25 protein-coding genes are annotated in these 24184 nt (G+C 70.0%); 10 read left to right on the top strand and 15 right to left on the bottom strand.

Translation table 11 applies throughout. The features are described 5' to 3' along the window. Positions 1 to 396, top strand: coding sequence for a hypothetical protein (locus ACFVYA_RS24955; protein WP_387048319.1), 396 nt, complete (start codon positions 1 to 3; stop codon positions 394 to 396). Here the strand turns inward: ACFVYA_RS24955 and ACFVYA_RS24960 are convergent. The 3 genes from ACFVYA_RS24960 to ACFVYA_RS24970 all read right to left on the bottom strand — a co-directional run bounded on the left by ACFVYA_RS24960 (position 393) and on the right by ACFVYA_RS24970 (position 4010). Next, complete coding sequence (locus ACFVYA_RS24960; RefSeq protein ID WP_387048320.1) at positions 393 to 2159, bottom strand: gamma-glutamyltransferase family protein; 1767 nt, start codon at positions 2157 to 2159, stop codon at positions 393 to 395. The genes ACFVYA_RS24955 and ACFVYA_RS24960 overlap by 4 nt on opposite strands. A 30-nt stretch (positions 2160 to 2189) precedes the next feature. Then, complete coding sequence (locus tag ACFVYA_RS24965) at positions 2190 to 2582, bottom strand: VOC family protein (RefSeq protein ID WP_387048321.1); 393 nt, start codon at positions 2580 to 2582, stop codon at positions 2190 to 2192. A 123-nt stretch (positions 2583 to 2705) separates the two neighbouring features. Further along, positions 2706 to 4010, bottom strand: coding sequence for a UDP-glucose dehydrogenase family protein (locus tag ACFVYA_RS24970; RefSeq protein WP_387048322.1), 1305 nt, complete (start codon positions 4008 to 4010; stop codon positions 2706 to 2708). Between the two features lie 141 nt (positions 4011 to 4151). Here ACFVYA_RS24970 and ACFVYA_RS24975 point away from each other — a divergent pair, with 141 nt between their 5' ends. After that, entirely contained in the window at positions 4152 to 4910 is a 759-nt protein-coding gene (locus tag ACFVYA_RS24975; RefSeq protein ID WP_387048324.1) for an SDR family NAD(P)-dependent oxidoreductase, read from the top strand. A gap of 44 nt (positions 4911 to 4954) precedes the next feature. Here ACFVYA_RS24975 and ACFVYA_RS24980 read toward each other — a convergent pair whose 3' ends face one another. The 3 genes from ACFVYA_RS24980 to ACFVYA_RS24990 all read right to left on the bottom strand — a co-directional run bounded on the left by ACFVYA_RS24980 (position 4955) and on the right by ACFVYA_RS24990 (position 7966). Then, complete coding sequence (locus ACFVYA_RS24980) at positions 4955 to 5608, bottom strand: class I SAM-dependent methyltransferase (RefSeq protein ID WP_387048326.1); 654 nt, start codon at positions 5606 to 5608, stop codon at positions 4955 to 4957. Positions 5609 to 5614: 6 nt separating this feature from the next. Continuing rightward, positions 5615 to 6244 (bottom strand): PadR family transcriptional regulator, encoded by a 630-nt coding sequence (locus ACFVYA_RS24985; RefSeq protein WP_285987586.1) that lies wholly within the window; start codon positions 6242 to 6244, stop codon positions 5615 to 5617. 81 nt (positions 6245 to 6325) lie between these two features. Next, a complete protein-coding gene (locus ACFVYA_RS24990; protein ID WP_387048328.1) occupies positions 6326 to 7966 on the bottom strand; it encodes a TM0106 family RecB-like putative nuclease in 1641 nt (546 codons plus the stop codon). 90 nt (positions 7967 to 8056) lie between these two features. Here ACFVYA_RS24990 and ACFVYA_RS24995 point away from each other — a divergent pair, with 90 nt between their 5' ends. Beyond that, a complete protein-coding gene (locus ACFVYA_RS24995) occupies positions 8057 to 8518 on the top strand; it encodes a DUF6474 family protein (RefSeq protein WP_387048330.1) in 462 nt (153 codons plus the stop codon). A gap of 42 nt (positions 8519 to 8560) precedes the next feature. Here ACFVYA_RS24995 and ACFVYA_RS25000 read toward each other — a convergent pair whose 3' ends face one another. From ACFVYA_RS25000 to ACFVYA_RS25015, 4 genes are read right to left on the bottom strand one after another with little or no spacing between them, the layout of a single operon-like run. Then, positions 8561 to 9520, bottom strand: coding sequence for a glycine betaine ABC transporter substrate-binding protein (locus ACFVYA_RS25000; protein ID WP_285987583.1), 960 nt, complete (start codon positions 9518 to 9520; stop codon positions 8561 to 8563). Then, positions 9517 to 10299 carry an ABC transporter permease gene (locus tag ACFVYA_RS25005; protein WP_387048332.1) on the bottom strand — a complete coding sequence of 261 codons (783 nt, stop codon included), beginning with the start codon at positions 10297 to 10299 and terminating at the stop codon, positions 9517 to 9519. The genes ACFVYA_RS25000 and ACFVYA_RS25005 overlap by 4 nt, the downstream gene beginning before the upstream one ends. Further along, the gene (locus ACFVYA_RS25010) at positions 10296 to 11462 is read right to left on the bottom strand and encodes an ABC transporter ATP-binding protein (protein WP_387048334.1); all 1167 of its coding nucleotides are present in this window, start codon (positions 11460 to 11462) and stop codon (positions 10296 to 10298) included. The genes ACFVYA_RS25005 and ACFVYA_RS25010 overlap by 4 nt, the downstream gene beginning before the upstream one ends. Continuing rightward, positions 11455 to 12102, bottom strand: a complete 648-nt coding sequence (locus tag ACFVYA_RS25015) for an ABC transporter permease (RefSeq protein WP_285987580.1) — start codon at positions 12100 to 12102, stop codon at positions 11455 to 11457. Before ACFVYA_RS25015 ends, ACFVYA_RS25010 begins: the two co-directional genes overlap by 8 nt. A gap of 292 nt (positions 12103 to 12394) precedes the next feature. On the opposite strand from ACFVYA_RS25015, the gene ACFVYA_RS25020 reads away from it, so the two are divergent. From ACFVYA_RS25020 to ACFVYA_RS25035, 4 genes are all read left to right on the top strand, one after another. Beyond that, entirely contained in the window at positions 12395 to 12895 is a 501-nt protein-coding gene (locus tag ACFVYA_RS25020) for a hypothetical protein (protein WP_387048383.1), read from the top strand. 75 nt (positions 12896 to 12970) lie between these two features. Continuing rightward, positions 12971 to 13735: a YcnI family protein gene (locus ACFVYA_RS25025; RefSeq protein ID WP_285987579.1), complete on the top strand. Its 765-nt coding sequence runs from the start codon at positions 12971 to 12973 to the stop codon at positions 13733 to 13735. Between the two features lie 102 nt (positions 13736 to 13837). Continuing rightward, positions 13838 to 14404, top strand: a complete 567-nt coding sequence (locus ACFVYA_RS25030; protein WP_387048385.1) for a copper resistance protein CopC — start codon at positions 13838 to 13840, stop codon at positions 14402 to 14404. Between the two features lie 5 nt (positions 14405 to 14409). Next, complete coding sequence (locus tag ACFVYA_RS25035; protein ID WP_387048336.1) at positions 14410 to 15438, top strand: copper resistance D family protein; 1029 nt, start codon at positions 14410 to 14412, stop codon at positions 15436 to 15438. Between the two features lie 211 nt (positions 15439 to 15649). Here ACFVYA_RS25035 and ACFVYA_RS25040 read toward each other — a convergent pair whose 3' ends face one another. Together ACFVYA_RS25040 and ACFVYA_RS25045 are read right to left on the bottom strand one after the other, a co-directional pair. Then, the gene (locus tag ACFVYA_RS25040; protein ID WP_387048386.1) at positions 15650 to 16537 is read right to left on the bottom strand and encodes a phosphotransferase family protein; all 888 of its coding nucleotides are present in this window, start codon (positions 16535 to 16537) and stop codon (positions 15650 to 15652) included. Positions 16538 to 16559: 22 nt separating this feature from the next. Continuing rightward, a complete protein-coding gene (locus tag ACFVYA_RS25045) occupies positions 16560 to 17945 on the bottom strand; it encodes a helix-turn-helix transcriptional regulator (protein WP_285987577.1) in 1386 nt (461 codons plus the stop codon). Positions 17946 to 18264: 319 nt separating this feature from the next. Here ACFVYA_RS25045 and ACFVYA_RS25050 point away from each other — a divergent pair, with 319 nt between their 5' ends. Next, on the top strand, positions 18265 to 18603 hold the full coding sequence (locus ACFVYA_RS25050) for a hypothetical protein (RefSeq protein ID WP_285987576.1): 339 nt from the start codon (positions 18265 to 18267) through the stop codon (positions 18601 to 18603). A 12-nt stretch (positions 18604 to 18615) separates the two neighbouring features. Beyond that, positions 18616 to 19029, top strand: coding sequence for a hypothetical protein (locus tag ACFVYA_RS25055; RefSeq protein ID WP_285987575.1), 414 nt, complete (start codon positions 18616 to 18618; stop codon positions 19027 to 19029). A 382-nt stretch (positions 19030 to 19411) separates the two neighbouring features. On the opposite strand, the gene ACFVYA_RS25060 is transcribed toward ACFVYA_RS25055, so the two are convergent. Next, a complete protein-coding gene (locus ACFVYA_RS25060) occupies positions 19412 to 20680 on the bottom strand; it encodes an MFS transporter (protein WP_387048339.1) in 1269 nt (422 codons plus the stop codon). Continuing rightward, positions 20673 to 21989 (bottom strand): GH1 family beta-glucosidase, encoded by a 1317-nt coding sequence (locus tag ACFVYA_RS25065; protein ID WP_387048341.1) that lies wholly within the window; start codon positions 21987 to 21989, stop codon positions 20673 to 20675. The genes ACFVYA_RS25060 and ACFVYA_RS25065 overlap by 8 nt, the downstream gene beginning before the upstream one ends. A 130-nt stretch (positions 21990 to 22119) precedes the next feature. Here ACFVYA_RS25065 and ACFVYA_RS25070 point away from each other — a divergent pair, with 130 nt between their 5' ends. Continuing rightward, on the top strand, positions 22120 to 22767 hold the full coding sequence (locus ACFVYA_RS25070) for a TetR/AcrR family transcriptional regulator (protein WP_285987572.1): 648 nt from the start codon (positions 22120 to 22122) through the stop codon (positions 22765 to 22767). A 150-nt stretch (positions 22768 to 22917) separates the two neighbouring features. Here ACFVYA_RS25070 and ACFVYA_RS25075 read toward each other — a convergent pair whose 3' ends face one another. Next, entirely contained in the window at positions 22918 to 24102 is a 1185-nt protein-coding gene (locus ACFVYA_RS25075) for an amino acid deaminase/aldolase (RefSeq protein ID WP_387048343.1), read from the bottom strand. Between the last annotated feature and the right edge of the window lie 82 nt (positions 24103 to 24184).

Raw genomic sequence — 24184 nt, forward strand, 5'->3', positions numbered from 1 at the left:
ATGGCCGGGCAATGGGTGCCGCGTGACCACGACGAGCTGACCGCGGGGTGGCGGTTGTGGCTCGAACTCGGCTCGTCGGTGTGGCCCCGGCCGGGGTGGGACGGCAGCCCGGACGAAGCCGTGCGCGGAGTCTGCGAGTTCCTCGGCTCCTGCGACCGGATTCTCACCGAGTACCTGGACTCTGGTGGATCAACCGATGCGGAGGTCGCCGGGCTGATCCGGTCGATGCACTTGGCCGCGAGCTGGATCCGCGAGCTGTGGCAGGGCGACACCGTCCCACTCGACGCGGAGCGGATGGCGTTGCTGCACAGTGATCTCGCCGGCTTCGCCGACCACGCCCTCGGCGTGCGCACTCTGCTCGCCGAGGGTGGGGGCTGGGCCTCGCTGACGCTCTAACGGCCGGCCGCGTACCCCTGCATGCCGCGTGCGTTGGCCGCCGCTCGCAAGACGCCGCCGGTTCGGGACACCGCCGAGAGGCGGCCCAGCGCCCAGTCACCCGCGTCGACCACGGAGTGGCCGCGCTCTCGCAATGCGTCCAAAGTGGACGTGCCCAGCCGGGACTCCACCACCAGCTCGCGCGGGTTCCACGAGCGCGGGTAGAACGAACTCGGGAACGCCGTCGTGTGCCAGGCCGGCGAGTCGATCGACTCCTGCAGGTTGAGCCCGCCGTAGACGTGGGCCAGCCACAAACACAGCTGCCACTGGTCCTGCTGGTCGCCGCCGGGAGTGCCGAAGGCCAGCGTCGGGACTCCGTCGCGCAGGGCGAGGGAGGGGGACAGCGTGATGCGCGGCCGCTTGCGCGGGGCCAGCGAATTGGGCAGGCCCTGCTCCAGCCAGAACATCTGGCCACGCGAATCCAGGCAGAAGCCCAGCGACGGGATCGTCGGGCTGGACTGCAGCCAGCCGCCGGACGGGGTGAGGGATACCAGGTTGCCCGCCGCGTCCACCACGTCGAGGTGGACCGTGTCGCCGCGGGTCTGGCCCTGGGGGCCGACCGTCGGCTCGCCCGTTGCGCCGCCTTCCGGCTGGACTCCCTGCAGCGAGTCCAAGATCGCCGGGAGACGTGCCGGGCCGCGGGCGTCTCCCGGGCGAAGCTCAGCCGAAGCGGACTCGCCGATCAGGGCTCGGCGGGAGTCCGTATACGAAGCCGAAAGGAGCACGTCCAGCGGGACGTCCGTGTCGCCGTACCAGGCCTCGCGGTCCGCGAAGGCCAGCTTCGCCGCTTCGGTCGCCAGGTGCACCGTGCGCTCCGACGGGATTCCGTCTACATAGGACAGCTCGTCGCGGAAGCCGTGCAGCAACAGCGCCTGTTGCAGCAGCGCCGGTCCCTGCGTCCAGCCGCCCATTTTGACCAGGCGCCAGTCGCCGACGTCCACGAACGCCGGTTCTTCGTACGTCGCCGACCACGACGCCAGGTCGTCGCCCGTCAGCAGGCCCGCGTGGTCGCGGCCGGAGTCGTCGCGGAACGCCTGACGGCTGAACAAATCGATCTCTTCGGCGACGAACCCCTGTGACCAGGCACGACGTCCCGCGTCGAGCTGCGCCTCCCGGCCCGCGACCGACTCCGCCTCCCGCAGCAGACGCTCCCACGTGTCCGCCAGGACCGGGTTCCGGTGCAGGCCGGAGGCGGGCTTGCCGTCCGGCATCCACAGGGCCGCCGATGTCGGCCAATGCTCGGTGAACAACCGGGAGACGGCCTGGATCGTGTCGCCGACCCGCGACACCAGCGGGACGCCGTTGCGCGCGTAGCCGATCGCGTACGACAGCACCGACCGCAGCGACTTCGTCCCGTAGTCGCGAAGCAGCAGGAGCCAGCCGTCCCAGGCGCCCGGGACGGTCGCCGGGAGCAGGCCGCTGCCGGGGATCAAATCGAGCCCCAGCGACGCGAAGTGCGAAGCGGTGGCCCCCGCGGGCGACGGGCCTTGGCCGGCCAGCGCCCGCGGGGTCGGGTCGTCCGCTGTCACGAAGAGGCCGGGCACCTGGCCCGCCGGGCCGCACAGGTGCGGCTCGGCGACCTGGAGGACGAAACCGGCGGCGACCGCCGCGTCGAACGCGTTGCCGCCGTCCTCCAGCACCGCCATCCCGGTGGCCGAAGCCAGCCAGTGCGTCGATGCCACCATCCCGAAGGTGCCGGTCAGCTCCGGCCTCGTCGTGAACATGCCCCGATAGTACGCATTGCTAAGGAACTTTCACCAGGATGCCGGGCGACGCCGTTCCGGCTCGTACGGCTGCGTGATGATTTCCATCCCGTTGCCGCCAGGATCGAGGAAATAGACGCCACGGCCGCCGTGGTTGTTATTGATCTCGCCGACCTGCTTTCCCATCGGGTCGGCGTGGTAGGTCACGCCGGTTTCGACGAGCCGCGCGAAGACGGCGTCGAAGTCGTCCTCCGGGATCAGGAAGCAGTAGTGCTGCAGGCGCAGGTCTTCTTCGGGGATCGTCGCGAAGTCCAGCCGGACGCCGTTGCGCGTCTCGACGGGGATGAACGGGCCCCATTCCTCGCCGACTTCGAGACCGAGCAGGTTCGCCAGGAACTCGGCGGATTCCCGGTTGTTCCGGGACGGGACGATCAGATGGTTCAATTCAACGGAAACGGATACTGACACGGTTGAAATGCCTCCGGGGCACTCCCGCCACCTCCATGCCTCACCCAGCCGGTGACCGACACGCGATGCCGTGCGGCCAGCCTAACCAAGATCCGGTTCTCACGAAACCTTGATTCGCGCCGCCGCCCGCGGCCGCCCGACGCCCTGCCAGGACAGCCCCGCGTCCACGATCACCCGCGGGTCGAGCAGGTTGCGCGTGTCGACGACGTCGATGCCCTCCATCAGCTCGGCCATCGCGGCCCAGTCGAGGTGCTTGAACTCGGCCCACTCGGTCAGCACGACGACGGCGTCCGCGTCCTTCGCGACCTGGTAGGCGTCGTCGACGACGGTCATCCCGGCGATCTCGCCGTCGACGGCCGGGTCGTAGGCGATGAGTTCGGCGCCCAGCGCGCACAGCACCGACGAGACGGCGAGCGCGGGCGAGTCGCGCAGGTCGTTGGTGCCCGCCTTGAACGCCAGGCCCAGCACGCCGATCCGGGCGCCGGCGAGCGTCCCGCCGACCGCGCCGGCGATCTTCGCGACGATCCGGTCGCGCTGGGCCAGGTTCTCGTCGATGGCGGAGGTCAGCATGGTGAAGTCGTAGTTCACCGACTCGGCCACCTTGACCAGCGCACTGGTGTCCTTGGGCAGGCAGGAGCCGCCCCAGCCGGGGCCGGGCTTGAGGAACGTCCGCCCGATGCGCCGGTCGTACCCCATGCCCTCGGTGACGAGGTCGATGTCCGCGCCGAGCCGCTCGCACAGCTCGGCGATCGAGTTGACGTAGGAGAGCTTCAGCGCGAGGTAGCAGTTCGCGGCGTACTTCACCAGCTCGGCGCTGGCCGCATCGGCGACGACGACGGGCGCGTCCAGCTCGGCGTACAGCTCGCCCACCCAGCGGGCGGCGGCGAGGTCGTCCGAGCCGACGACGATCCGGTCCGGGCCCAGGAAGTCCGCGACCGCGGTGCCTTCGCGGAGGAATTCGGGGTTCGACACCACCGGCACGTCGGTGCGCCCGACCAGCTCCTGGATCCGCTTCGACGTCCCGACCGGCACGGTCGACTTCGTGACGAGCGCGCAGCCGGCGGGCAGGACGTCCCCGATCTCGGCCGTCACCGCCTCGACCGCGCGCAGGTCGGCGGAGCCGCCGGCTCCCATCGGCGTCGGCACGCAGAGGAACACCGCCTGCGCGTGGCGAACCGCGTCCCGAGCGCCGACGACGAACTGGAGGCGCCCGGCCGCGATCGCGCGGTGCACCAGGTCGGCGAGCCCGGGTTCGAGGATGTCGACGCGGCCCGCACCCAGGCGGGAGATCTTGGCGCGGTCGACGTCCACGCACGTGACGTAATGACCCAGGCCGGCCAGGCAGGCCCCCGTGGTCAAGCCGACGTATCCGGTTCCTACCACCACGATCCGAGCTGGCGTCATGCTGCTGAAGGTGACAGCCGGAGTTGGCCACCGCGCTAACGGAAACAGTCGGGCCCGGGAGCGGTGAGCGAAGACACGAACCGCAGCGATGCGAACGAGCGTTAACCTGGTCCGCGAACCACAGCGAAGGGAACCGCAAAGATGCAGATCACCGACACCGCGGCGCTCGTCACCGGGGGCGCCTCCGGCCTCGGCGGGGCGACGGCGAAGGCCCTCGCGGCCAAGGGGGCGCGGGTGTTCGCGCTCGACCTGGCGTCGTCCATCGAGAAGGCCGAGCACGTCGACGGCATCACCTACGTCGAGGCCGACGTCACCGACGTCGAGCAGGTCGAGGCCGCCGTCGCGACGGCCGCGGGTTCCGGCGTGCCGCTGCGGACCGTGGTGAACTGCGCCGGCATCGGGCCGTCCGCGCGGATCCTGTCCAAGAAGGGCCGCCACGACCTCGCGCTGTACGCGAAGGTCATCCAGATCAACCTGGTCGGCACGTTCAACGTGCTGACCATCGCCTCCGAGGCGATCGCCAAGACCGAGCCGCTCGAGGACGACGCCCGCGGCGTCATCATCAACACCGCTTCCATCGCGGCCTTCGACGGCCAGATCGGGCAGGTCGCCTACTCGTCGTCCAAGGGCGGCGTCGTCGGCATGACGCTCCCCGCGGCCCGCGACCTGGCCTCGCACGGCATCCGCGTGCTGACCATCGCGCCGGGCATCGTCGACACCCCGATGCTCGCCACGGTCAGCGACGACTTCCGCGCGTCGCTCGCCGCCGGTGTCCCGTTCCCGAAGCGGCTGGCGCGGCCGGACGAGTACGCGCAGCTCGCGCTGTCGCTCATCGACCACGACTACCTGAACGGCGAGGTCGTCCGGATGGACGGCTCGCTCCGGATGGCCCCGCGCTGACCCCGAGGGCGGCACTTTCCCGTGGAAAGTGCCGCCCCGGCGGATCAGCGGGTCAGCCGGACTTCCAGGCCGATGCCGTCGGTGGTCACCGAGCAGGCTCCGAACGCGCTTTCCGCGGCCAGCGCCTCGAACTGCTCCCGGGTGAACGCCCGGCGCCGCAGCCACGCCAGCGTCTGCCGGACGGTGAAGCCGCTGACCGCGCCGACGTTCATCCCGGCGACCTCGCGGCCGATGTCCGCGCTCGTGGCCTCGTGGTTGAGGTCCTGGATCACCGCGAACCCGCCCGGGCGCAGCACCCGGTGCATCTCGTTCAACGCCGTCACCGGCTGCCGGAAGTTCTTGAACGCGGCCTGGCAGATCAGGAAGTCGAACGACTCCGCGGCGAAGGGCGCGTGCGTGATGTCGCCTTGGCGGAAGTCGATCTCCAGGCCCGCGGCGTTCTCCCGGGCGATCTCGACCATCGTGTGGCTGATGTCGAGCCCGGTGACGCGGAAGCCGCGCTTCGCCAGCTCCACGGCGAAGAAGCCGGGCCCGGGCGCCACCTCCAGGATTTCCGCGCCGTCGGCCAGCCCGGCGGTCACTTCGGCCGCGAGCCGCCGGTACCGCGCGAGCTGCGGCTCCGTCCCCCGGTTCTTGGCGTACCAGCGGGCCTGCAGCCCCTCCATCTCGGGCACCTTGTGCTTGCGGGTCGTCTCCATCGGTTCCTACCTCTCCACGAACTCCCCCAGGTCGTCCGGGAATTCGCCGGTTTCGTGGTATCGGCGCCACGCCTCGATGCCGGGCAGCGCGCCGGTGGTCAGTTCTTCGAGGAAGCCGCGCACCCAGCGCCCCTCGGCCTCCGTCATCGCGAGGTCGTATTCGACCTCCACCAGGAACAGCCGCGGCATCAGCGGCCGCAGCTGGTCCAGCGCCGCCCGCTGTGCCCCGGCGTGCTCGTCGAGGCGCGCGAGCCGCTCCCGCAGCCGGCTGACGGCCTGGTCCGGACCCAGGACGCCGATCATCGACAACCCGGCCTTGAACCGCGGGGGTTCCGGGTCGACCGTGCCGACGAGCTCGCGGACCCAGTCCTCGAACTCCTCGCGCCCGGCCGGAGTGATCCGGTAGACGGTCCGCTCGGGCCTCCCGCCGTCCTTGACGCTCTCGACAGCTTCGAGGAACCCGTGCTTTTCCAGGTTCGCGACGACCGTGTAGAGCGATCCCCACTTGATCGGCATGTCGGCGTCCTTGCCCCGTTGCTTGAGCACGGCCGCCATCTCGTACGGGTGCATCGCGCGCTCCAGCGCGACGGACAACACGGCCAGGCCCAGCATGCTGGCGACCTTCCGCTTCTTCATGCCGACTCCTCGTTCACGAGTACTCGCAGACGAGTATACGCAAGACGTGTCAGCAGGCAAGTGTCTTAGTAGACGAATTACTCAGAGGTCGAACATGTAGGGCACTTCGGCCTGCGCCCGGGCGTCGATCCACTCGCGCAGCGCGCGCGTCGCGAGGACGTCGTCCTCGTTGTAGCGCAGGAGCCGTTCACGCTGGTCGTCGTCCGGTTTCTCGCCGTCCATGCCCACGGCGTCGCGGTACCAGCGCATCGACGCCTCGCCGCCCGCCTCCGGGTCACGCCAGGAGAAGCCGGCCACCGGGGCGATCACCTTCAGGCCCTTGCCGTGGGAGCACAGGAACTGGTCGGTGACGCTGCGGAAGAGGTCCACCCACTGCTCGGAATCCACAAAGGACTGGATGTCCTTCTTCGCCGGGACACCGGGGTGGTCGCCGAAGCGCTCGACGGAACCGAAGAGCCAGCGGTTCTCGGCGAGCGCGTTGTAGCAGTAGGCGCGGAAGGTCAGGCCCGCCGCTTCGGTGCGCTCGCGGACGTCGGTGAGCCAGGCCCAGAACTCGGCGAAGGAGCGGGCCTCGTCGTCGGTCGGCAACGGGTCCCACGTCGCGAAGGCGCGGTAGCCCTGCGGGACGCCGATGTCGGCGCCGCTGAGCAGGCAGCCCCAGAGGTACGCGCCGGCGTCGCCGAAGCTCTCCATGTCGACGTCGACCTCCACGTCGGCGCGTGGCACCTCGACCCGGCCGACGCGGCGCACGAGCGTCAGGTCGGCCAGCCAGGCCCGGGCGAGCACGACGGCGTCCGGGAAGGTGACACCGGTCCAGTTCACCGCCGGCGACTCGCCCGCCGGGTCGAGCGCGGCCAGCTGGTCCACAGTGGACACGCCGGCGCGGCGCAGCTCGACCGCGTCCTCGCCCCGGACGACGAGGCTGACGTCGCGGGTCTCGGTGAGCACGACCTCGCACGTCGGCCACCACGGGCAGCGCCGGCACTCCAGCACGCGCGACGGCTCCGCGAGGGGCTCTTCGCCGTTCGCGGCGGCGGTGGCGATGGCCAGCCGGTCGGCGAACCGGGCTTGGTACTCGGTGAGCGCGGTGCGCCCGCCCGGCCAGGTGCCCGCGGTGAGGTCGTGCCAGACGACGACGTCGGCGTCGAGGCCGATGACGCCGCCGAGCGCGAGGCTCTCGTCGGCCTGCCCGAGCGTCTGCAGCATGCGGTGGATGTGCACGAGCCGGAGCTGGTCGCGCGGCTGCGACCGGACCTTGCGGCCCTCGTCGGCCGCGCGGTGGGCCGGGTCGAGGTCGGTCATGCCGGTGACGATCGCGCCGGTGCCGCGGTCGGTGATGCGGTGGCGCACGACGAGCACCGGGATGTAGCCGCGGCCGGTGCGGACGAGCAGGTCGATGCCGCCACGCCGGTGCCCGGCCGCGTCGACCGGCAGCAGCGCGCCCCAGATGTAGCGCGCCCCGTCGGCGAAAGCCTGCAGCGTCTGCTCGACGCGCTCGTGGGCGGGGAGGTCGCGGCCGATCTTCACCCAGTGGTCGTCGTTGGCGGCCATCAGCCGGGTGACGATGTCCTCGCGGTGCGCGGTGGCGTCGTCGATCCGCTGCTGCGCGGTGGGGTCGGGCGGGGAAAGCGGTACCTCGCGCATGGCGGGGTCGTGTTCGAGGTGCACCCGGCGACGGCAGCGGCTGACCGCGCCCGCGTCGAGTACCACCTCGGTGTTCATGGAGATCACTCTAGATTCCCACCGCCGAGCCGACATGCCCGCCACCCAGGCGACCAGTAAGTTCGACCTCGACACGTCGCAGGAGGTGCCATGGCGCGCAAGGCCAAGGTCGAGGGTGAAGCCAGGTTCACCCCAAAGAGGGCGAAGAACGCGGTCGCGGTGGCGAAGGTGCTCGGCCCGGCGGTGATCCCGGTGGTGGCGCCGCTGGCGGTGCGCGCGGCGGGCGCGGCCCGGGAGGCGTACGACCGCTACCAGGCGCGCAAGCTGGGAGTCTCGGTCGACCGGCTGGGCGAGTACACCGGCCGCGGCGCGGCCCTGCACGCCCGGATCGCGGGGGTGGCCGAGGGCTGCCAGGACCTGCGGAAGTCGGAGAAGGCTTCGAAGGCGGACCAGGAGTTCGCCCAGGGGGCGCTGGGGACGTTGGAACAGCTGTCGGCCTCGGTCCGCGCGGGGGAGCGGATGCCGGCGGCGCGGCGCAAGTCGGTGCACCGCGCGGTGGCCGGCGAGCTGGAGCGGCTGGAAGGCCAGCTGCTGCACCGGCTGGGGATCTGACCGCGGCGGCCCCCGGCGCCTTCGCACCGGGGGCCGCTCCGGTCACTGGATGAAGCCCTTCTTGACCATCCAGTCGTGGGCGACCTTGCCCACGTCCTTGCCGTCGACGTCGACCTGCTTGCAGAGCTCCACCATCTGGTCGTTCGTGATCGCCGCGCTCACCTTCTCCAGCGGGCCACGGACCTCCGGGTGCTGCTTCAGCCACTCCGTGCGCAGCGTCGCCACCGCGTTGTACTGGGGGAACGCTTTCTTGTCGTCCTCGAGCACCCGCAGGTTCAACCCCGAAATGCGGCCGTCCGTGGTGAAGACCTCGCCCACCGGGCAGGTTCCGCTCGCCACCGCCGAATAGATCGTGCCGATGCCGAAGTTCTTCACCGTCGGGTTCTGGAAGCCGTAGGCCTTGACCGCCGCGGGGAAACCGTCCTGGCGGCTGGTGAACTCCGTCTCCAGGCAGAACACCGCCTGGTCCGGCTTCTGCTTGACGAAGGCCGCCAGGTCGGACGTCGTCTTCAGGTTGTTCTTCGCGCCGTACTCCTCCGTCACCGCGAAGGCGTACTGGTCGTTCAGCGGCGAATAGTTCAGCCAGGTGACGCCGAACTTCTCCTCGTCCGCCTTGGCCGTCGCCTCGTACTGGGCCTTCTCGCCGCCCGGGACCGGGAGCTCGTTGCCCTGGTAGTTGATCCAGCCCGTGCCCGTGTACTCCCACGTGACGTCCGTCTGGCCCGACAGCAGCGCCTGGCGCGAGGAGTTCGACCCCTTGATGTCGGACAGGTCGACGACGTCGGCGCCGGCCGCCGTCAGGGCCATCTCGGCCATGTACGCCAGGATGATGTTCTCGGTGAAGTCCTTCGACCCCACCGTCACCTTCACCCCCTGCAAGGCCGGGATCGGCTGGATCGAGCCCGGCTTGATGTCGTACGGGACCCCCTGGTTGACCGTCAGCCCGCAGGACGACAGCGTCACCCCCAGCAGGGCCACGGCGAACAGCCTCCGGAGTTTCATCGCAGCCCCTTCGGTCCGAAGAACTGTTCGGCGACCGCGCCCACCCAGTCGACCAGCAGCGCCAGCGCGACGGCCAGCACCGAACCGGTCACCAGCACCGGGGTCAGGTTCAGCTTGTAGCCGGTGTCGATGAGCAGCCCGAAGCCGCCGGCGTTGACGAACATGCCGAACGTCGCCGTGCCGACCGCCAGGACCAGCGAGGTGCGCAGGCCGGCCAGGATCAGGGGGACGGCCAGCGGGAGCTCGACCCGCCAGAGCACCGCCGTCGCCGACATCCCGATGCCGCGGCCCGCGTCGATCAGCGCCGGGTCGACCTGCTGGATGCCGACCATCGTGTTCCGCAGCACCGGCAGCAGCGAGTAGAACGCCAGCGGCAGCGCCGCCACCCAGATCCCGCCGGTCGCGCCGGTGACGATGAACCACAGCACCAGCACACCCAGCGCGGGCGCGGCCTGGCCGATGTTCGCGATCGCCAGGAAGACCGGGGCCAGGAAGCGCGCCCACGGCCTCGTCACGATCACCCCGAGCGGGACGGCGACCAGGACGACGATGGCGGTCACCACGAGCGTCATCAGCAGGTGGTCCCACAGCGCCGTGAACAAGGTGGACGCGTTGAGCGTCTCCTTCTCCGTCGCGTTCAGGCCGCTGGAGAACACCGAGACCAGCGTCACCGCGACGATCACCAGCACCACGATCGGCTGGGCGAACAGCCGGACGCGTTCCGCGCGTTTCGAGCCGGATTCGGTGCTGAAGCCGGTGTCGACGGCGGCCGTCGTCATGCGGACACCTCTTCGTCGTTCGTGTGCTCCTCGCGCAGCTGCTGGATCGTCGCGATCACGGTGTCCAGCTGGATGGTGCCCGCGTACTCGCCGCGCGCGCCGGTGACCGGCACCGACCCGCCCTCGGCGAGCATCGCCTCGAGCGCGTCCTGGAGCGTCGACTGCAGGCTGACGATGTCACGCAGCGGTTTGCCCAGGTTGGCCAGCGAAGTCGCCGAGGTGAGTTCCCGTGCGTGCACCCACCGCGTCGGACGGCGGCGTGCGTCCAGCACGAGCGCGAAGTGCCGGCGCGACTTGTCGAGCTTCTCGCGCACCGAGGCGGGCGACTCGTCGACGGTCACGGTGAGCGCGTCCTGCTGGAGTTCGACGTCCCGAACGCGCAGCAGGGTCAGCTGCTTCAGCGACGCGCCCGCGCCCACGAAGCCCGCGACCGTGTCGTCCGCCGGGTTCGCCAGGATCGCTTCGGGCGTGTCGTACTGCAGGATCGACGACTGGTTGCCGAGCACCGCGATCTTGTCGCCCAGCTTCACGGCTTCGTCGAAGTCGTGCGTGACGAACACGATCGTCTTCTGCAGCTCGCCCTGCAGGCGCAGCAGCTCGTCCTGCAGGTTGCCGCGGGTGATCGGGTCGACCGCGCCGAACGGCTCGTCCATCAGCAGCACCGGCGGGTCCGCGGCCAGCGCCCGCGCCACGCCGACGCGCTGCTGCTGCCCGCCCGACAGCTGGCGCGGGAAGCGGTCGCGGAAGTCGGCCGGGTCCAGCCCGACCAGGTCCATCATCTCCTCGACCCGGTCGTTGACCTTCTTCTTGTCCCAGCCGAGCAGGCCCGGCACCACGCCGATGTTCTGCGCGACGGTGAAGTGCGGGAACAGCCCGGCCTGCTGGATGGCGTAGCCGATCCGGCGGCGCAGGGTGTCGACGTCGAGCTTCAGCGCGTCGTCGCCGCCGATGGTGATCCGGCCGGACGTCGGCTCGATCAGCCGGTTGATCATCCGCATCGTGGTCGTCTTGCCACAGCCGGACGGGCCGACGAAGACGACGATCTTGCCGGCGGGCACGACCATCGAGAAGTCGTCGACGGCCGGCTCGCGCGTGCCGGGGTACCGCTTGGTCACGTGCTCCAGCTCGATCTCGACGCCGGAGACTTCCTCGTTCTCAGCCACGGACACCCCTAGAGATGGTGAAGCGCTTGATCAGGACGTAGACGCCGTCGAGGAGCAGGGCGAGGATGACGACCCCGACCGTGCCGGTGACGGCTTGGTTCAGGGAGTTCGTGCTCCCCGCGTTCGTCAGCCCGGAGAAGACTTCGGCACCGAAGCCGGGGCCCTTCGCGTAGGCGGCGATCACGGCGATGCCCATCAGCATCTGCGTCGCCACCCGCATGCCGGTGAGGATCGCCGGCCAGGCCAGCCGCAGCTCGACGCGGGTGAGCACGCCGAAGCGGCTCATCCCGATGCCGCGGGCGGCGTCGGTGACCGCCGGGTCGACGCCGTCGAGCCCGACGATGGTGTTCCGGACGATCGGCAGCAGGCCGTAGAGCACCAGTGCGATCACGGCCGTCGTCGGACCGAGCCCGGAAAGCGGGATCAGCAGGCCCAGGAGGGCGAACGAGGGGACCGTCAGGATCGTGCTCGCCAGCGCCGTGGCCACCGCCGAACCGATCGGGCTGCGGTAGACCGCGACCCCGATCAGCACGCCGAGGACCGCGGCGAGGATGGTGCACTGCACCACCATGCTCGTGTGCAGATAGGCCTCAAGCCACAGCTTGCTCGCCCGGTCGGAGATGTAGTCGAAGAGGTTCATCCGTGTTCGTTCTCCCGCCCTTCGCGCCGGCCTTCACCCGAACGGGCTAGTTCCTGACCGACGGCTCAGTACCCACGGCACTGCCGGCCCAAACCCCCGTCTTCGGCCCACCGTGGCCTACCGGCCGGAGATCGGCAACAAATCACCTGAACCGGAGCTTCGCCGGGGACGTGAACTCGGTGTGTGCTCACTTCACGGGATCACACGCTCACGGCAAAGCAGGTCCCTTAGGCTGCTCTTCATGAGCGATCCGGCACGGCGTCCCGCCGTGCTCGGTGCTACCCGCGGAGCGTTGCTAGCCGTGAGCGCCGGCGCACTTTCCGTCACCGCGCACCGGCTCGCCGACGGCGGGCTGCCGGATCCGGCGATGACCGTCCTGCTCACCGGCCTGTTCGGCTGGACCGCGGCCGCGCTCACCCGCAAGGCGCGTGGACCGGTCGCCACCGTCGCCCTGCTGGGGGCCGCCCAGCTGGTGATGCACCTGTTGCTCACCACGCTCGCCGGCCACCACGCGCACGACATGGACGCGGTACCCGGCCCCACCGGGCTCGGCATGACCGCCGCGCACACGATCGCGACCCTCCTCACCGCGCTGCTGCTCGCCCGCGCGGACACGATGCTCCTCACCGTGCTGGCCGTGCTGCGGGCCATCCTGCCGCGGCTGCTCACGCCCTTGCCGGTGCCGTCCGCGGCACCCGCGCTCGTCCCGGCCCGCACGGCCGGTCCGGACCACCTCGTCGGCGTCGACCTGCGCCGGATCCGCGGGCGGCGCGGCCCGCCCGGGCACTCCTGAAACCCAGCTCGTCCCCGAAAACGGCCGGTCCCCGAACCGAGCCGTCCCCTTCTTGAGTTCATCAGGAGTGAACCCATGTCCCAGCACGTCTTCAAGCGCGCCGGTTTCCTCGCCGCCACCGTCGGTGTCGCCGGTCTCCTCGGCACCGGCGTCGCGTCCGCGCACGTCACCGCGAACGTCTACGGCCCGCAGCCCACGAAGGGCGGCTACGCGGCGATCGTCTTCCGCGTGCCGAGCGAGGAGAAGGACCCCGTCACCACCACGAAGGTCACCGTCGACTTCAAGGCGGACTACGGCATCGGTTCGGTGCGGACCAAGCCGCTCCCCGGCTGGACCGCCGAAGTGACGAAGTCGAAGCTGCCCACGCCGATCACCAAGGACAACGGCACCCAGATCACCGAAGCCGTCACCGCGGTCACCTGGACCGCGCAGCCGGGCAGCGAGCTCAAGGCCACCGACTACCAGGAGTTCTCGGTCTCCTTCGGCCCGCTGCCGACCAACGTGGACCAGGTGGAGTTCCCGGCGCACCAGTCCTACAGCGACGGCAAGGTCGTCGACTGGAACCAGCCGACCCCGGCGAGTGGCGAGGAGCCGGAGCACCCGGCGCCGGCCGTGAAGCTGGCCGCGAAGGCGGCCGAGGGTGACGAGCACGCCGCGATGGGCGCGAACACGGCGGCCACCACCGGGGAGCAGACTCAAGCCGCGGCAGCGACGTCGGACAACACGGCGCGCTGGCTCGGCGGGGCCGGCCTGCTCGTCGGCGCCATCGGCCTCGGCGTCGGGGCCGGTGCGACCATCCGGGCCCGCAAGGCCACGGTCAAGTCGGGAGGCAACAGCTAGATGCGCGGTGTGCCTATCGTTACCAATCCGACCGGCAGTCACGGCGGAAACCCTCGCCTGGCGCGGATCGGCTGCGGACCGTGTCCGCCTGCTTTCGGCCGGATTGGTAAGGCGCTCGTCGCGCTGGCGTTGACCGCGGTGCCGGTGCGCGGCACGGCCACCCCGGCGCTGGCGCACAACGTGCTGATCTCCTCGGACCCGGCGAACGGCTCGTCCGTCGCCGCCGGGCCGCCGAAGATCAGCCTGACCTTCGACCAGTACGTGCAGGGCGCGGACGTCAACCAGATCGCGGTGACCGGACCCGGCGGCGGCCAGTGGGCCGAGGGGCCGATCGGCGTGGTGAACAACGTCATCAGCGCGCCCCTGCGGCCGCTCGGACCGGCCGGGAAGTACACCGTCGGCTACCGGGTGCTGTCCGCGGACGGCCACCCGGTGACCGGTGAGCTCTCCTTCACCCTGACCACCGCGGGCACCGGCACGCCGGCGACCGTCGACGCGGCGAGGTCACCGGGCGGCTCCTCGTCGGCGGCGCCGCAGTCGTCGTCGACCGGGGTGCCGATCTGGGTCTGGATCGCCGGCGCGGTCGTGCTGCTGGCGATCGGGCTGACCGTGGCGCTGCGCTCGGGCGGCAACGTCAGTCAAGAAAACACAGCAGAGAAGAAGCAGTAACTCAGATGCCCCAAGCCGAGACCACCACCAAGGTCCGCTATTCGACACTGCTCTGCGTCGTGACCGCGGGCCTGCTGGGCGCCCTCATCGGCGTCGCGCTCACCGCCACCACCCCGGTCCCCGGCGTGGTGCAGCCCGGGGCGGTGGTCTCGGCCGGCATCCCGGTCGTCCGGGTCCTGCTCGACCTCGCCGCGGTCACCACGATCGGGCTCGCGCTGCTGTCCGTGCTCGTCGGCTACGACCGGCCGAAGCTGACCGAGCCGGTCATGCGGCTGGCCCGCCCGGCCGGCGTCGCGGCCGCGCTCGTCTGGGCCACGGCCGCGGTCGTCGCGCTGATCCTGCAGACCGCGGAGTACAAGCCGGGCTCGTCGACGCTCTCGCCGTCCGACATCGGCCAGTACATCTCCGACGTCGGCGCCGGCAAGGCGCTCGTCATCGTCGCCGTGCTCGCGCTCGTCCACGCCGGGATCGGCGCGCTGGCGCTGCGCTTCGGCGAGAAGGTGCCCGCCGAGGTCCGCGTCGGGCTCGGCCTGTTCGCGCTGCTGCCGCTGCCGGTCACCGGGCACGCGTCGAACTGGAACTACCACGACTACACGATGATCTCGATGGAGCTGCACGTGATGAGCGCCGTCGCCTGGACCGGCGGCCTCGGCGCGATGACCGTGCTCCTGGTGGCGAACCGGACGCTGCTGGCGCACGCGCTGCCCCGGTTCTCGAAGCTCGCGACGCTCTGCCTGGTCATCTCCGCCGCCACCGGGCTGTTCAACGGCCTGGTCGAGGTCTCGCTCAACCCGACCATCGGGTTCTGGGCGGCGATCTTCACGACGCCGTACGGGCAGCTGCTCATCCTCAAGCTCGCGTGCACCGGCGTCATCGCGGTGCTCGGGGCCAACGTCCGCTGGCGCCTGCTGCCCCGGATCGTCCGCCACGACCGGACGGCGCTCGCCGCGTGGGCGACGGTCGAGCTGACCGTGATGGGACTCGCCTTCGGGTTCGCTGTCGTGCTGACGCGAGCGCCGGTCGTCGCCTCCTGACGGTCGTCGTCCCAGGTAGGAGCCGGTGCGAAGTCACCGCGAGTAGCTGCAACTTGCGCATTGGGATGACCGGTGACCCATTGGGGGTGACTGGTCGGGCAGAACTTTCTACCCAGAGCGGGCGGCCTTTCGGATGCGACGAACGGTCATTTGCCGTCGTCGAATGCACGTGCAGATTGTGGTGTCGATCACACCAAGTGACAGATGAGGATCATCGGTAACGCGTCCACCGCGTGTCCGTCCGCGCGTTCCGGAAGTCGTCCAAGCGGCGGTACAGCTCCGGCCGGACCTGCGGCCGGCTGCGCAGGATCGGCAGCACGCTGGTCGTCAGCTTCAGCTCGCGGATGCCCCGGAGAACGGCGAAGCCGGGCCAGGACGTCACGTCGAAGCCGTACGCCGCGGCGAACGTCCGGTAGCGCACCGGCGGGTCGCCGAACCGCTCGCGGCCGACCGCCAGCGGCGTCAGGTCCCATTCCGGCGGCCCGACGCACGAGGAATCGAAGTCGCAGAGCACCGGACCGTCCGGACCGGGGATGACGTTGCCGGGGTACGCGTCGCCGTGGACCAGGCCCCTGGGCAGCGGAAACTCCAGGTCGGCGAGCTCGGCTTCGAGCTCGGCGCAGCGGTCGAGCAGGAATTCCCGGTCGGCGTCGCTGATTTCTTCGGCGTCGGACACCCGGGCCCGCACCGCGGCGAACGGCGCCCACTCGGCGAGGCCGGGCGGCGGGGGCAGGGAGTGGACCTGGCGCAGCAGCCGGGCCAGGTCGACCGACGTCGCCGGACGGCCGATGCTCGGCACCTGGTGCCACACGGTCACCAGGTGCCCGCCGACTTCCAGCGGCTGCTCGACGTCGCCGAGCAGCCGGATGGCGGGGACGCCGTGGCGTTCGAAGTGCCGGGCCACGCGCACGACCGTGCCGACCCGGTGCCGCAGCTGCGTCGACCCGACGATCCGGACCACGAACGGCGCGGTGACCAGCGCATACACCGCGTTGTTGGTGAACCGCAGCAGCCGCGCGCCCGCCGGGTCGAGCCCCAGCAGCGCGCACGTCTCGGCCAGTACGCCGCGCAGTTTCCCGGAGGTGAACCGGCCGTCCAAAACCGCGCCGGCGCCTTCGGGACTACGCGGCGTAGAAAGCGTGGAGACGATCGGCGAGGTCACGGGCGTCGGCGTTGTTGCGGCGGCGCTCGGCTTCTTCCTGCAGGGGCCGCATCCGGTCCTTGACGCGCTCGGACTTGATGCCCTCGGCGCAGTCGATGGCCTTGCCGCCGACCTTGGCGCCGTGGTCGAGGTCGCCGTCCAGCAGGTGGTTGGTGGCCAGCGCGCTCAGCATGAACGTCTTGGAGCGGGCCATTTCGTCGTCGTAGGTCTCGACGGCCTTGGTCAGCGCCGGGATCGCGTACTTGGTGTGCTCGGCGTTCTTCTGCGCGAGGACCGTGTGGACGGTACCGACCATGGCGTAGACGTCGGTCTCGTTGAAGAACTTGACCCACGACTCGGCTTCGGCCAGGTTGGCGCGCTCGAACTCGTCCTTGCTCCGGCCGAGCAGCTTCACCGCCTGCTCTTCGTTGCCCATCATCGCGTAGGCCCAGGCCTCGTTCGCGCACAGCACGGAGACGGCCAGCTCGGAACCGCTTTCCTGGGCGGCGATCTGGCCCAGCTGGAACAGCTTCAGCGCGTCGTTCGGGGCGTCCTGGTGCAGGTAGACGCGGCCCATCCGGTAGAGCACGTTGGCCACCAGCGGGTGGTTCTCGCCCTGTTTGGCCAGGTCCAGCGCGTTCGCGAAGTGACCGCGGGCGGAGTCCATCAGGCCGGTGTCGAAGGAGGTCCAGCCGGCCAGCGAGTGGAGGTCGGCGAGCGCCACGTACAGGCGGTTCTTCACCAGGTCGGTGCCGTGCGCCTCGAGCATCTGCTGGCCCCAGGACAGCTGGGCCACGACCGCGTCGCGGCAGAACCCGCCGCCGTACTGGTAGTCGAGCGCCCGGAGCGCCCGCGTCGCGGCTTCGACCTGGCGGACGTCGGTCATGCCGATGCGCCCGGGCGCCGGCGTCCTGGCCGGTCCGGCCGACCAGGTGCCCGACTCCGGGCCGAACACCGCTGCGCCCATCGTGACCTGGGCAGCGTGCGCGAGGAACCTCCGTCGCTTCACGGACTCGTCCTCCTCAGCCTGCTGGCCGTCGGCGGAGCCGACGACGCGTATCGCCGTGGCCTCGTCGTAGGCGAGGCCCATGTACCCACGGGGGACGCCCAGGCCATCGGCGATCCGCGTGAGCACGTCGTAGGCCATGACCTGGCGACCCTTGAGGATCTCCGACACCTCGGACTGGGATTGGCCGGTCATCGCGGCGATCTGGCGCTGCGAGACACCGTGCTTGCGCAGGAGCCGGTACACGGCGCTGATCTCGCGAGACGCGAGAGCCGTTCTCATCTCCGGCTGCTCCCACGCGTCAGCGGGAACCGCGTGGCTCTGCCGGGCTTCGGCACTGCCACCGTTACTGGCGTCCATCGCGCCCCCTCCACTGTCCGGTCGGGCGTCTGTGAAACAGCGTAGGCAAACCTGGTGAACCGTGTGAACAGCCGAACTGGTGCCCTGATCGGTCCGGGCGAAGTCCGCTGACCGCTTACCGTGGAACCGAGTCCAGTCACCGCTGTGACGCCGATTCCACCTTCTATCGCACTCGGTTTCACCTCACTGTAGTTGTCAGATCTCCGTCACCGGCCGCACACCGGTAGCGATCACGGAGAGCTACGAAAACCGCAGCGTTGTGCAAGGTGCGATGTTGCAGAAGGCATCTTCGGAGACTTTCGACAGAGCGGAGAAGGGCGTGGAGTTCGTGGACTCGTTCGCAGGGGGACATGCCGGCACGGCCATCCGCGCCGTGCGGCCGGCAACGGTCCCTCCCGTCTCCGCCGTCCGCCCCGTCACCCCGGCCGCCGCCGTGGATCCCCGCACCGCGAGCGTTCGTCATTACGAGGGCGGTCAGCTCGTGTGGCGCGTGCAGTGCGGCGACCTCATCAGCCGCGAGCGGGCGGTCACGGTGTTCGTCGAAGACAACCAGGTGGTACTGGTCTCGCCTCCCGGTGAGACCGCGCGGTTGACGTCCGGCCAGCTCGGACAGCTGCGCGCCGCGCTCAACGAAGCCGCCAAGATGGCGGAAAGGTAACGGTGAGCTGACATGGATCAGGTACTCGGGCAGGTCCTCCGCAATGCGGTCTGGGAGCGCCTCGACATGCTGACCGACCTGGCGAACCGCGCCGACGCCCAATCGCTCGTCTCGGTCGCGCGCTCCGAACTGCCCCGGTTGACCGAGGCGTGGCGCGCGATGCTGAAGATGCACGAGCCCGACGAGCGCGGCGACTGCCCGACTTGTTCGACCCGGTGGCACCGCTGCAAGGCGCCGTGCTCGGTCTGGCAGGTCGCCCACGAACACCTGGTGGCCGGTGGACTGGCCCCGCAGCAGCAGTCGGCCGACAGCCGCCTCCAGGGCCGCCGCAAGAGCCCGGTCCCGGCGCACCCCGCCCCGCCCACCCCGGCCGAGACCACCGGTCGCCACGCGCTGGTGAACCCGCGCCGAGCGGTCACCGCCTGACCCCCTGACGGCGAGCCGCGGCCGGCCGATCGCCCCATCGGACCCGCGTCGGCACTCGCCTCGGCCGAGGACTGTTTCGCCCGCACCCCCGAGCAGCGCGAACCGGTCCTCGGCCACCACCCGGTCCCCACCGCGATTAATCGAAAAAAATCCGCGTTAGGCCTAGCCCAGGCGGTAATCCCCCGCTAGATTGATCATCGAAGACGGCGTTGGACCATGGGTCTGGTCCTGCTGTTACCCGCCTCCGAGCGGCCCCCGAATTCCGCGGGCCGGTGCCGTTGCACTCCCCTCCCCCGACCGGCACCGGCCCGCGGTTCCATACCCATAACGCCGTGAAGGCCACGCCCAGAACCTCTGAGCGTGGCCTTCACGGCGTTTGCGCTTAGCGGACCGCCTTCACGCGCAGTACGAGAACCGCGGCCAAGAGCGTCGCGACCGCCGAAGCCGCGAACAATCCCGGGTAGCCGCCGAGGTAGGCGAGCACCAGCGGCGTCACCAGCGGGGCCAGCACCTGCGGCAGCGAGTTCGCGATGTTGATGACGCCGAGGTCCTTCGCGCGGTCCTGCGCCGTCGGGAGCACCTGCGTCAGCATCGCCAGCGCCACCGCCATGTACGCCCCGAACCCGACACCGAGCAGCGGGGACGCCACGAGCGCGACCGGCCAGCTCTGCCAGACGACCAGCAGCAAAGCGGCCAGCGCCATCACCCCGGAGGCCACCAGGACGTACGGCTTGCGCCGTCCGGACTTGTCGGAGAAGTGACCCGCGAGCAGCGCGCCGATCACGAGCGCGACGCCGTAGAGCGCCATCATGATGATCAGCCCGGTGGCCGGATCGGGGTAGTGCACCGCGTCCTGGAGGAAGAACAGCAGGTACAGCGTCCCGAACGCGTTGCCGAGGTTGATCATGAAGTGGCACGACCAGGCCCACGCGAAGTCCGGGAACCGCCGCGGCGAAACCCACAGGTTGCGGAGCACCTCACCGGCTTTGGCCGACGGCCGGAACTCCACCGGCAGGTGCGCGTCCGGCGTGCGCAGGACGAAGAACGCTGCTCCGGCCACGACGATCCCGGCGCAGACCGCGTAGGCCGGCGCCAATCCGGCGAATCCGGCCACGAGCACGACCACGATCGCACCGAGCACGGTGCCGAGCATCTGCGCGATGCCGACGAGCCCGCCGACCTGCGCACGCTGCCCGACCGGGACCCGGTCGGCGATGGCGGACATCAGCGTCGCGAGCATGCCGTTGAGCCCGGCCTGGACGAGGCACCAGCCGGTGATCAGCAGCGCCACGTTCGGCGCGAACGCCAGCACCAGCAGCCCGACGGCGGCGACCGCGGCGCCGGCCACCGTCCACGGGTGGCGACGGCCGAACCGCGAGCACGTCCGATCCGACAGCAGCCCGACGGCTGGGTTGACGACCAGCGCCACGACCGCGCCGACGCCCATCACCAGGCCGAGCACGAACTCCTTGTTCACCTTGTCGAGCAGCTCGGCCTGCTGCGGCAGCAGCACCTGGATCGGTGCGTAGACGCCGAGCCAGAGCGCGATGTTCGCGAAGAACAGCAGGCTCATCCAGCCGGGCCGCACCCGCGCGATGGGCTCGGCGAGCGCTTCCGGGACGCCGATGGTGGTTTCGGTCGTTTCACTCATTCCGCACCAGCTTCCGGTACCAGTGGAACGAGTCCTTCGGCGTCCGCCGCAGGGTCTCGTAGTCGACGTGCACCAGGCCGAAGCGCGGCGCGTAACCCTTGGACCACTCGAAATTGTCCATCAGGGACCAGCAGAAGTAACCACGGACGTCGACGCCGGCGTCCATCGCCTCGCGCAGCGCGACGAGGTGACTGTGCAGGAAGTCGATGCGTTCGGGGTCGTGGACACCGCCGTCTTCGGCGACTTCGTCGGCGAAGCTGCAGCCGTTTTCGGTGATCTGGATCGGCGGCAGCTTGTCCTGGTAGCGGTGGTGGAAGTCGAGCAGCAGCTCGCGCAGGGCGTGCGGGACGATCGGCGAGTCGTTGGTCGTCATCGGGTAGCCCTCGATGTCGCGCAGCTCGAAGGGCAGCGGGTTGCCCGGCCCGGGCATCGCGACCCCCTGCGGCTCGTAGTAGTTGACGCCGTAGAAGTCGAGCGGCTGCGCGATGGTGGACAGGTCGTCGGCGAAGCCGGCGGGGAGGTGCTGGTGGAGCTGCTCGGGGTAGCTGCCGAGCAGCATGGGGTCGGCGTAGAGCCGGTTAAGCAGCGCGTCGAGGTATTCCGCCGCGTCCTTTGCGTCGTCGTCCGCGGGCCAGATGGGCGAGTGGTTGTTGGCCGTGCCGATGTTCGTGGCGCCGGCCGCGCGAAGGGCCTGGACGGCGAGGCCGTGCGCGAGGTTCTGGTGGTGCGCGGTGGGAATGGCGTCGAGCAGCAGCACCTTGCCGGGTGCGTACTCCCCGATGCCGTAACCGAAGATGGACATGACCATCGGCTCGTTGAGCGGAATCCACAGCTTCACCCGATCGGCGAAACGATCTCCGATGATCTGGGCGTATTCGGCGAAGCGCTCAGCGGTCGCCCGGGAGAGCCAGCCGCCGTCGTCTTCGATGGCTTGGGGGGTGTCCCAGTGGTAGAGCGTGACGGCGGGAGCGATGCCCGCTTCGCAGACGGCGTCGATGAGCTTGTCGTAGAAGCCGAGGCCTTCGGGATTGGGCGCGCCCTTGCCGTCGGGCTGGATGCGGGGCCAGGCGATGGACATCCGGTAGGCGCCGACGCCGAGTTCCGCCATTAGCGCGATGTCTTCGGGGTAGCGGTGGTAGTGGTCGGCGGCTACGTTGGCTTGTTCACCGCGGGCGATCTTGCCCTCGGTCGCGGAGAATGTGTCCCAGATGGACGGTCCACGCCCACCTTCGCTGGTGGCACCTTCGATCTGGAACGCCGATGTCGAAACACCCCAGAGGAAGTCGGGCGGGAAGATCGGGTTCTGCACCGGCTGCTGACCCCTTCGTCAGGGCACCCATAAGGGTGAACATGAAAAGTTCTCATATACTAGGTCTTCACTCGTCCGTGGGGAAGCCTGTCGGCACGATAAAGTCCCAGATCAGACGAGGAGGAGCGCCGTGTCCGACATCCAGGCCGCGAAGGTGCCGGCAGAAGCCACCCCCTTACGCCGTCAGCCGGTTCAGCAGCGAAGCGCCAAGCGCGTCGAGCAGATGCTCGACGCGAGCGCGGCGTTGATCGACGAGCTCGGTTACGACGCGCTGACGACGACGTTGATCGCCAAGCGGGCCGGCGTCGCCGTCGGTTCGCTGTACCAGTTCTTCCCGGACAAGCGCGCGGTCGTCCAAGCGCTCACCGCCCGGAATCTGGATCGCTTCGTGGGCGCGGTGAACGAGCGGCTGAAGCAGCTGGGGCCGGAGCACTGGTGGGACGTCGTGGACTCGATCCTCGACATCTACCTGGAGATGCACCGGACGGTCCCGGGATTTTCGAAGGTCCACTTCGGCGACATCATCGACCGCCAGTTGCTGGACGAGACGCGCGACAACAACGCGGTGCTCGTGGATTCGCTGACCGAGGTGGTGGCGACCCAGGTGGACCGGCCGGTCGAGGATCTGCGGTTCGCGATCGGGATCGCGAACGAGGTGGCGGATGCGCTGCTGAAGCTGGCGTTCCGGAAGGAGCCCAGCGGCGACGAGAAGATCGTGGCCGAGGCGAAGTACGTGGTGAAGGGGTATTTGGCGGCTCGGTTCGGGGAGCGTTCTTAGCTGTCCACAGAAGTTGTCCACAGGTATGCACAGCTGTGGACAACGTGGTGGTTTCGGGGTGGGGTGTCGGCGGGGGCCGATAGACTGGACTTGGGCACGCCCCCGGGAGGGTGGGGGAGTTTCTGGGGGCGGGATGGCCCCACAGGCTGGTCAGCCGAAGTTCTGGTGCTCTCCCCGGTAGGTCGGGACCGTTCGCTCCACTCGGTCGCCGAGCACCAGGTGGTAGTGGGTGAACCGCTCCGCCAGCTCGCCCGCCTTCGCGTGGCGCAGCCACACCCGGTCTCCGAGCTTCAACGTTCGGGCAGCTCGGCCCGTCACCGGTGTCTGGACCTCGCCCGCTCCCTCGAAGCCGAGGAACTTCAAGCCCTTCGGCAGGTACGGCTTCGGCTGGCGAGAAGGACCCGTCGGGCCCGAGGCGATATACCCACCCGAGAAGAGGGTCGCGATGTTGCGGGTCGGGCGGCGGACCACCGGCAGCGCGAACAGCGCCGCCGGGCGGGGCTTGAAGCGTGTGTACCCGTCGAAGAGCGTTGGGCCGATCAAGCCCGAGCCCGCCGCTATTTCCGTGACCACCGCGTCGGCGCCCGTTGACTCGAGGCTGCCCGTTCCGCCTCCGTTGACGAACTCCAGGGGCGTCACCGCCTGGACCGCTCGGACCGCTTCGCCGCGGCGGCGGGCCAGCTCGGCCGCCGATCGGCGTTGCATCCAGCCCACCAGTGCCCGGTTCAGGCGGGGGCCGGCCGCGTCGCCGAGACCCGCGATCTGGCCTTCGTACGCCATCACACCCACCAGGCGGAAGCCCGGGCGGGCGACGATCTGGCGGGCGAACGTCGAGGCCTGCTTCGGGGTGAACACCGGCGAACGCCGCGTTCCGACGTGGATTCCCGGGAAGGGGCGCCAGGACGCGTCCAGCTCCAGGCACACCCGGATCTCCGGGTGGCCGTGGCCGAGGGCCGCGTCCACCAGGTCGAGGTGCTCGGGGGAATCCACCATGATCGCGATCGCCGCGCGGGCGCGCTCGGACGTGGCCAGGTGGCGCAGGGCTTCGTGGTCCGCCGTCGGGTACGCGACGACGATGTCATCGGTCGTGCCCTGCTCGATGTGCCAGACCGCTTCCGCCAGCGAGTAGCACATCAGGCCCTCGAAACCCGGCATCGTCAGCGCCCGTTCCAGCAGCGCGCGGCAGCGGACCGACTTGCTGACGACGCGGATCGGCTTGCCGGCCGCGCGGCGGCGGAGGTCGGCCGCGTTGGCGTCGAACGCCGCCAAGTCGACCACGGCCAAGGGCGGATCGAGGTCCTTGGTCGCCAAGTCGTACACCGTCGCACTGGTCACGAGGTCTAAAGTACGACACGAAGGCTTGAAACGCGAATACTATTCACTTACTGTTTCGGGCACTCATGGATGAAGGGTGCAC

Origin of the sequence: Amycolatopsis sp. NPDC058278, assembly GCF_042881395.1 — a bacterium.
Taxonomy (GTDB): Bacteria; Actinomycetota; Actinomycetes; order Mycobacteriales; family Pseudonocardiaceae; genus Amycolatopsis.

Bases quoted from the DNA above. Each gene is read 5' to 3' on its own strand.
- ACFVYA_RS24990 (WP_387048328.1), bottom strand. From the start codon at position 7,966: ATGAACACCGAGGTGGTACTCGACGCGGGCGCGGTCAGCCGCTGCCGT.
- ACFVYA_RS24955 (WP_387048319.1), top strand. From the start codon at position 1: ATGGCCGGGCAATGGGTGCCGCGTGACCACGACGAGCTGACCGCGGGG.
- ACFVYA_RS25045 (WP_285987577.1), bottom strand. From the start codon at position 17,945: ATGGACGCCAGTAACGGTGGCAGTGCCGAAGCCCGGCAGAGCCACGCG.
- ACFVYA_RS25025 (WP_285987579.1), top strand. From the start codon at position 12,971: ATGTCCCAGCACGTCTTCAAGCGCGCCGGTTTCCTCGCCGCCACCGTC.
- ACFVYA_RS24985 (WP_285987586.1), bottom strand. From the start codon at position 6,244: ATGAAGAAGCGGAAGGTCGCCAGCATGCTGGGCCTGGCCGTGTTGTCC.
- ACFVYA_RS25055 (WP_285987575.1), top strand. From the start codon at position 18,616: ATGGATCAGGTACTCGGGCAGGTCCTCCGCAATGCGGTCTGGGAGCGC.
- ACFVYA_RS24970 (WP_387048322.1), bottom strand. From the start codon at position 4,010: ATGACGCCAGCTCGGATCGTGGTGGTAGGAACCGGATACGTCGGCTTG.
- ACFVYA_RS24960 (WP_387048320.1), bottom strand. From the start codon at position 2,159: ATGTTCACGACGAGGCCGGAGCTGACCGGCACCTTCGGGATGGTGGCA.
- ACFVYA_RS24980 (WP_387048326.1), bottom strand. From the start codon at position 5,608: ATGGAGACGACCCGCAAGCACAAGGTGCCCGAGATGGAGGGGCTGCAG.
- ACFVYA_RS25015 (WP_285987580.1), bottom strand. From the start codon at position 12,102: ATGAACCTCTTCGACTACATCTCCGACCGGGCGAGCAAGCTGTGGCTT.
- ACFVYA_RS25005 (WP_387048332.1), bottom strand. From the start codon at position 10,299: ATGACGACGGCCGCCGTCGACACCGGCTTCAGCACCGAATCCGGCTCG.
- ACFVYA_RS25060 (WP_387048339.1), bottom strand. From the start codon at position 20,680: ATGAGTGAAACGACCGAAACCACCATCGGCGTCCCGGAAGCGCTCGCC.
- ACFVYA_RS24975 (WP_387048324.1), top strand. From the start codon at position 4,152: ATGCAGATCACCGACACCGCGGCGCTCGTCACCGGGGGCGCCTCCGGC.
- ACFVYA_RS25035 (WP_387048336.1), top strand. From the start codon at position 14,410: ATGCCCCAAGCCGAGACCACCACCAAGGTCCGCTATTCGACACTGCTC.
- ACFVYA_RS24995 (WP_387048330.1), top strand. From the start codon at position 8,057: ATGGCGCGCAAGGCCAAGGTCGAGGGTGAAGCCAGGTTCACCCCAAAG.
- ACFVYA_RS25000 (WP_285987583.1), bottom strand. From the start codon at position 9,520: ATGAAACTCCGGAGGCTGTTCGCCGTGGCCCTGCTGGGGGTGACGCTG.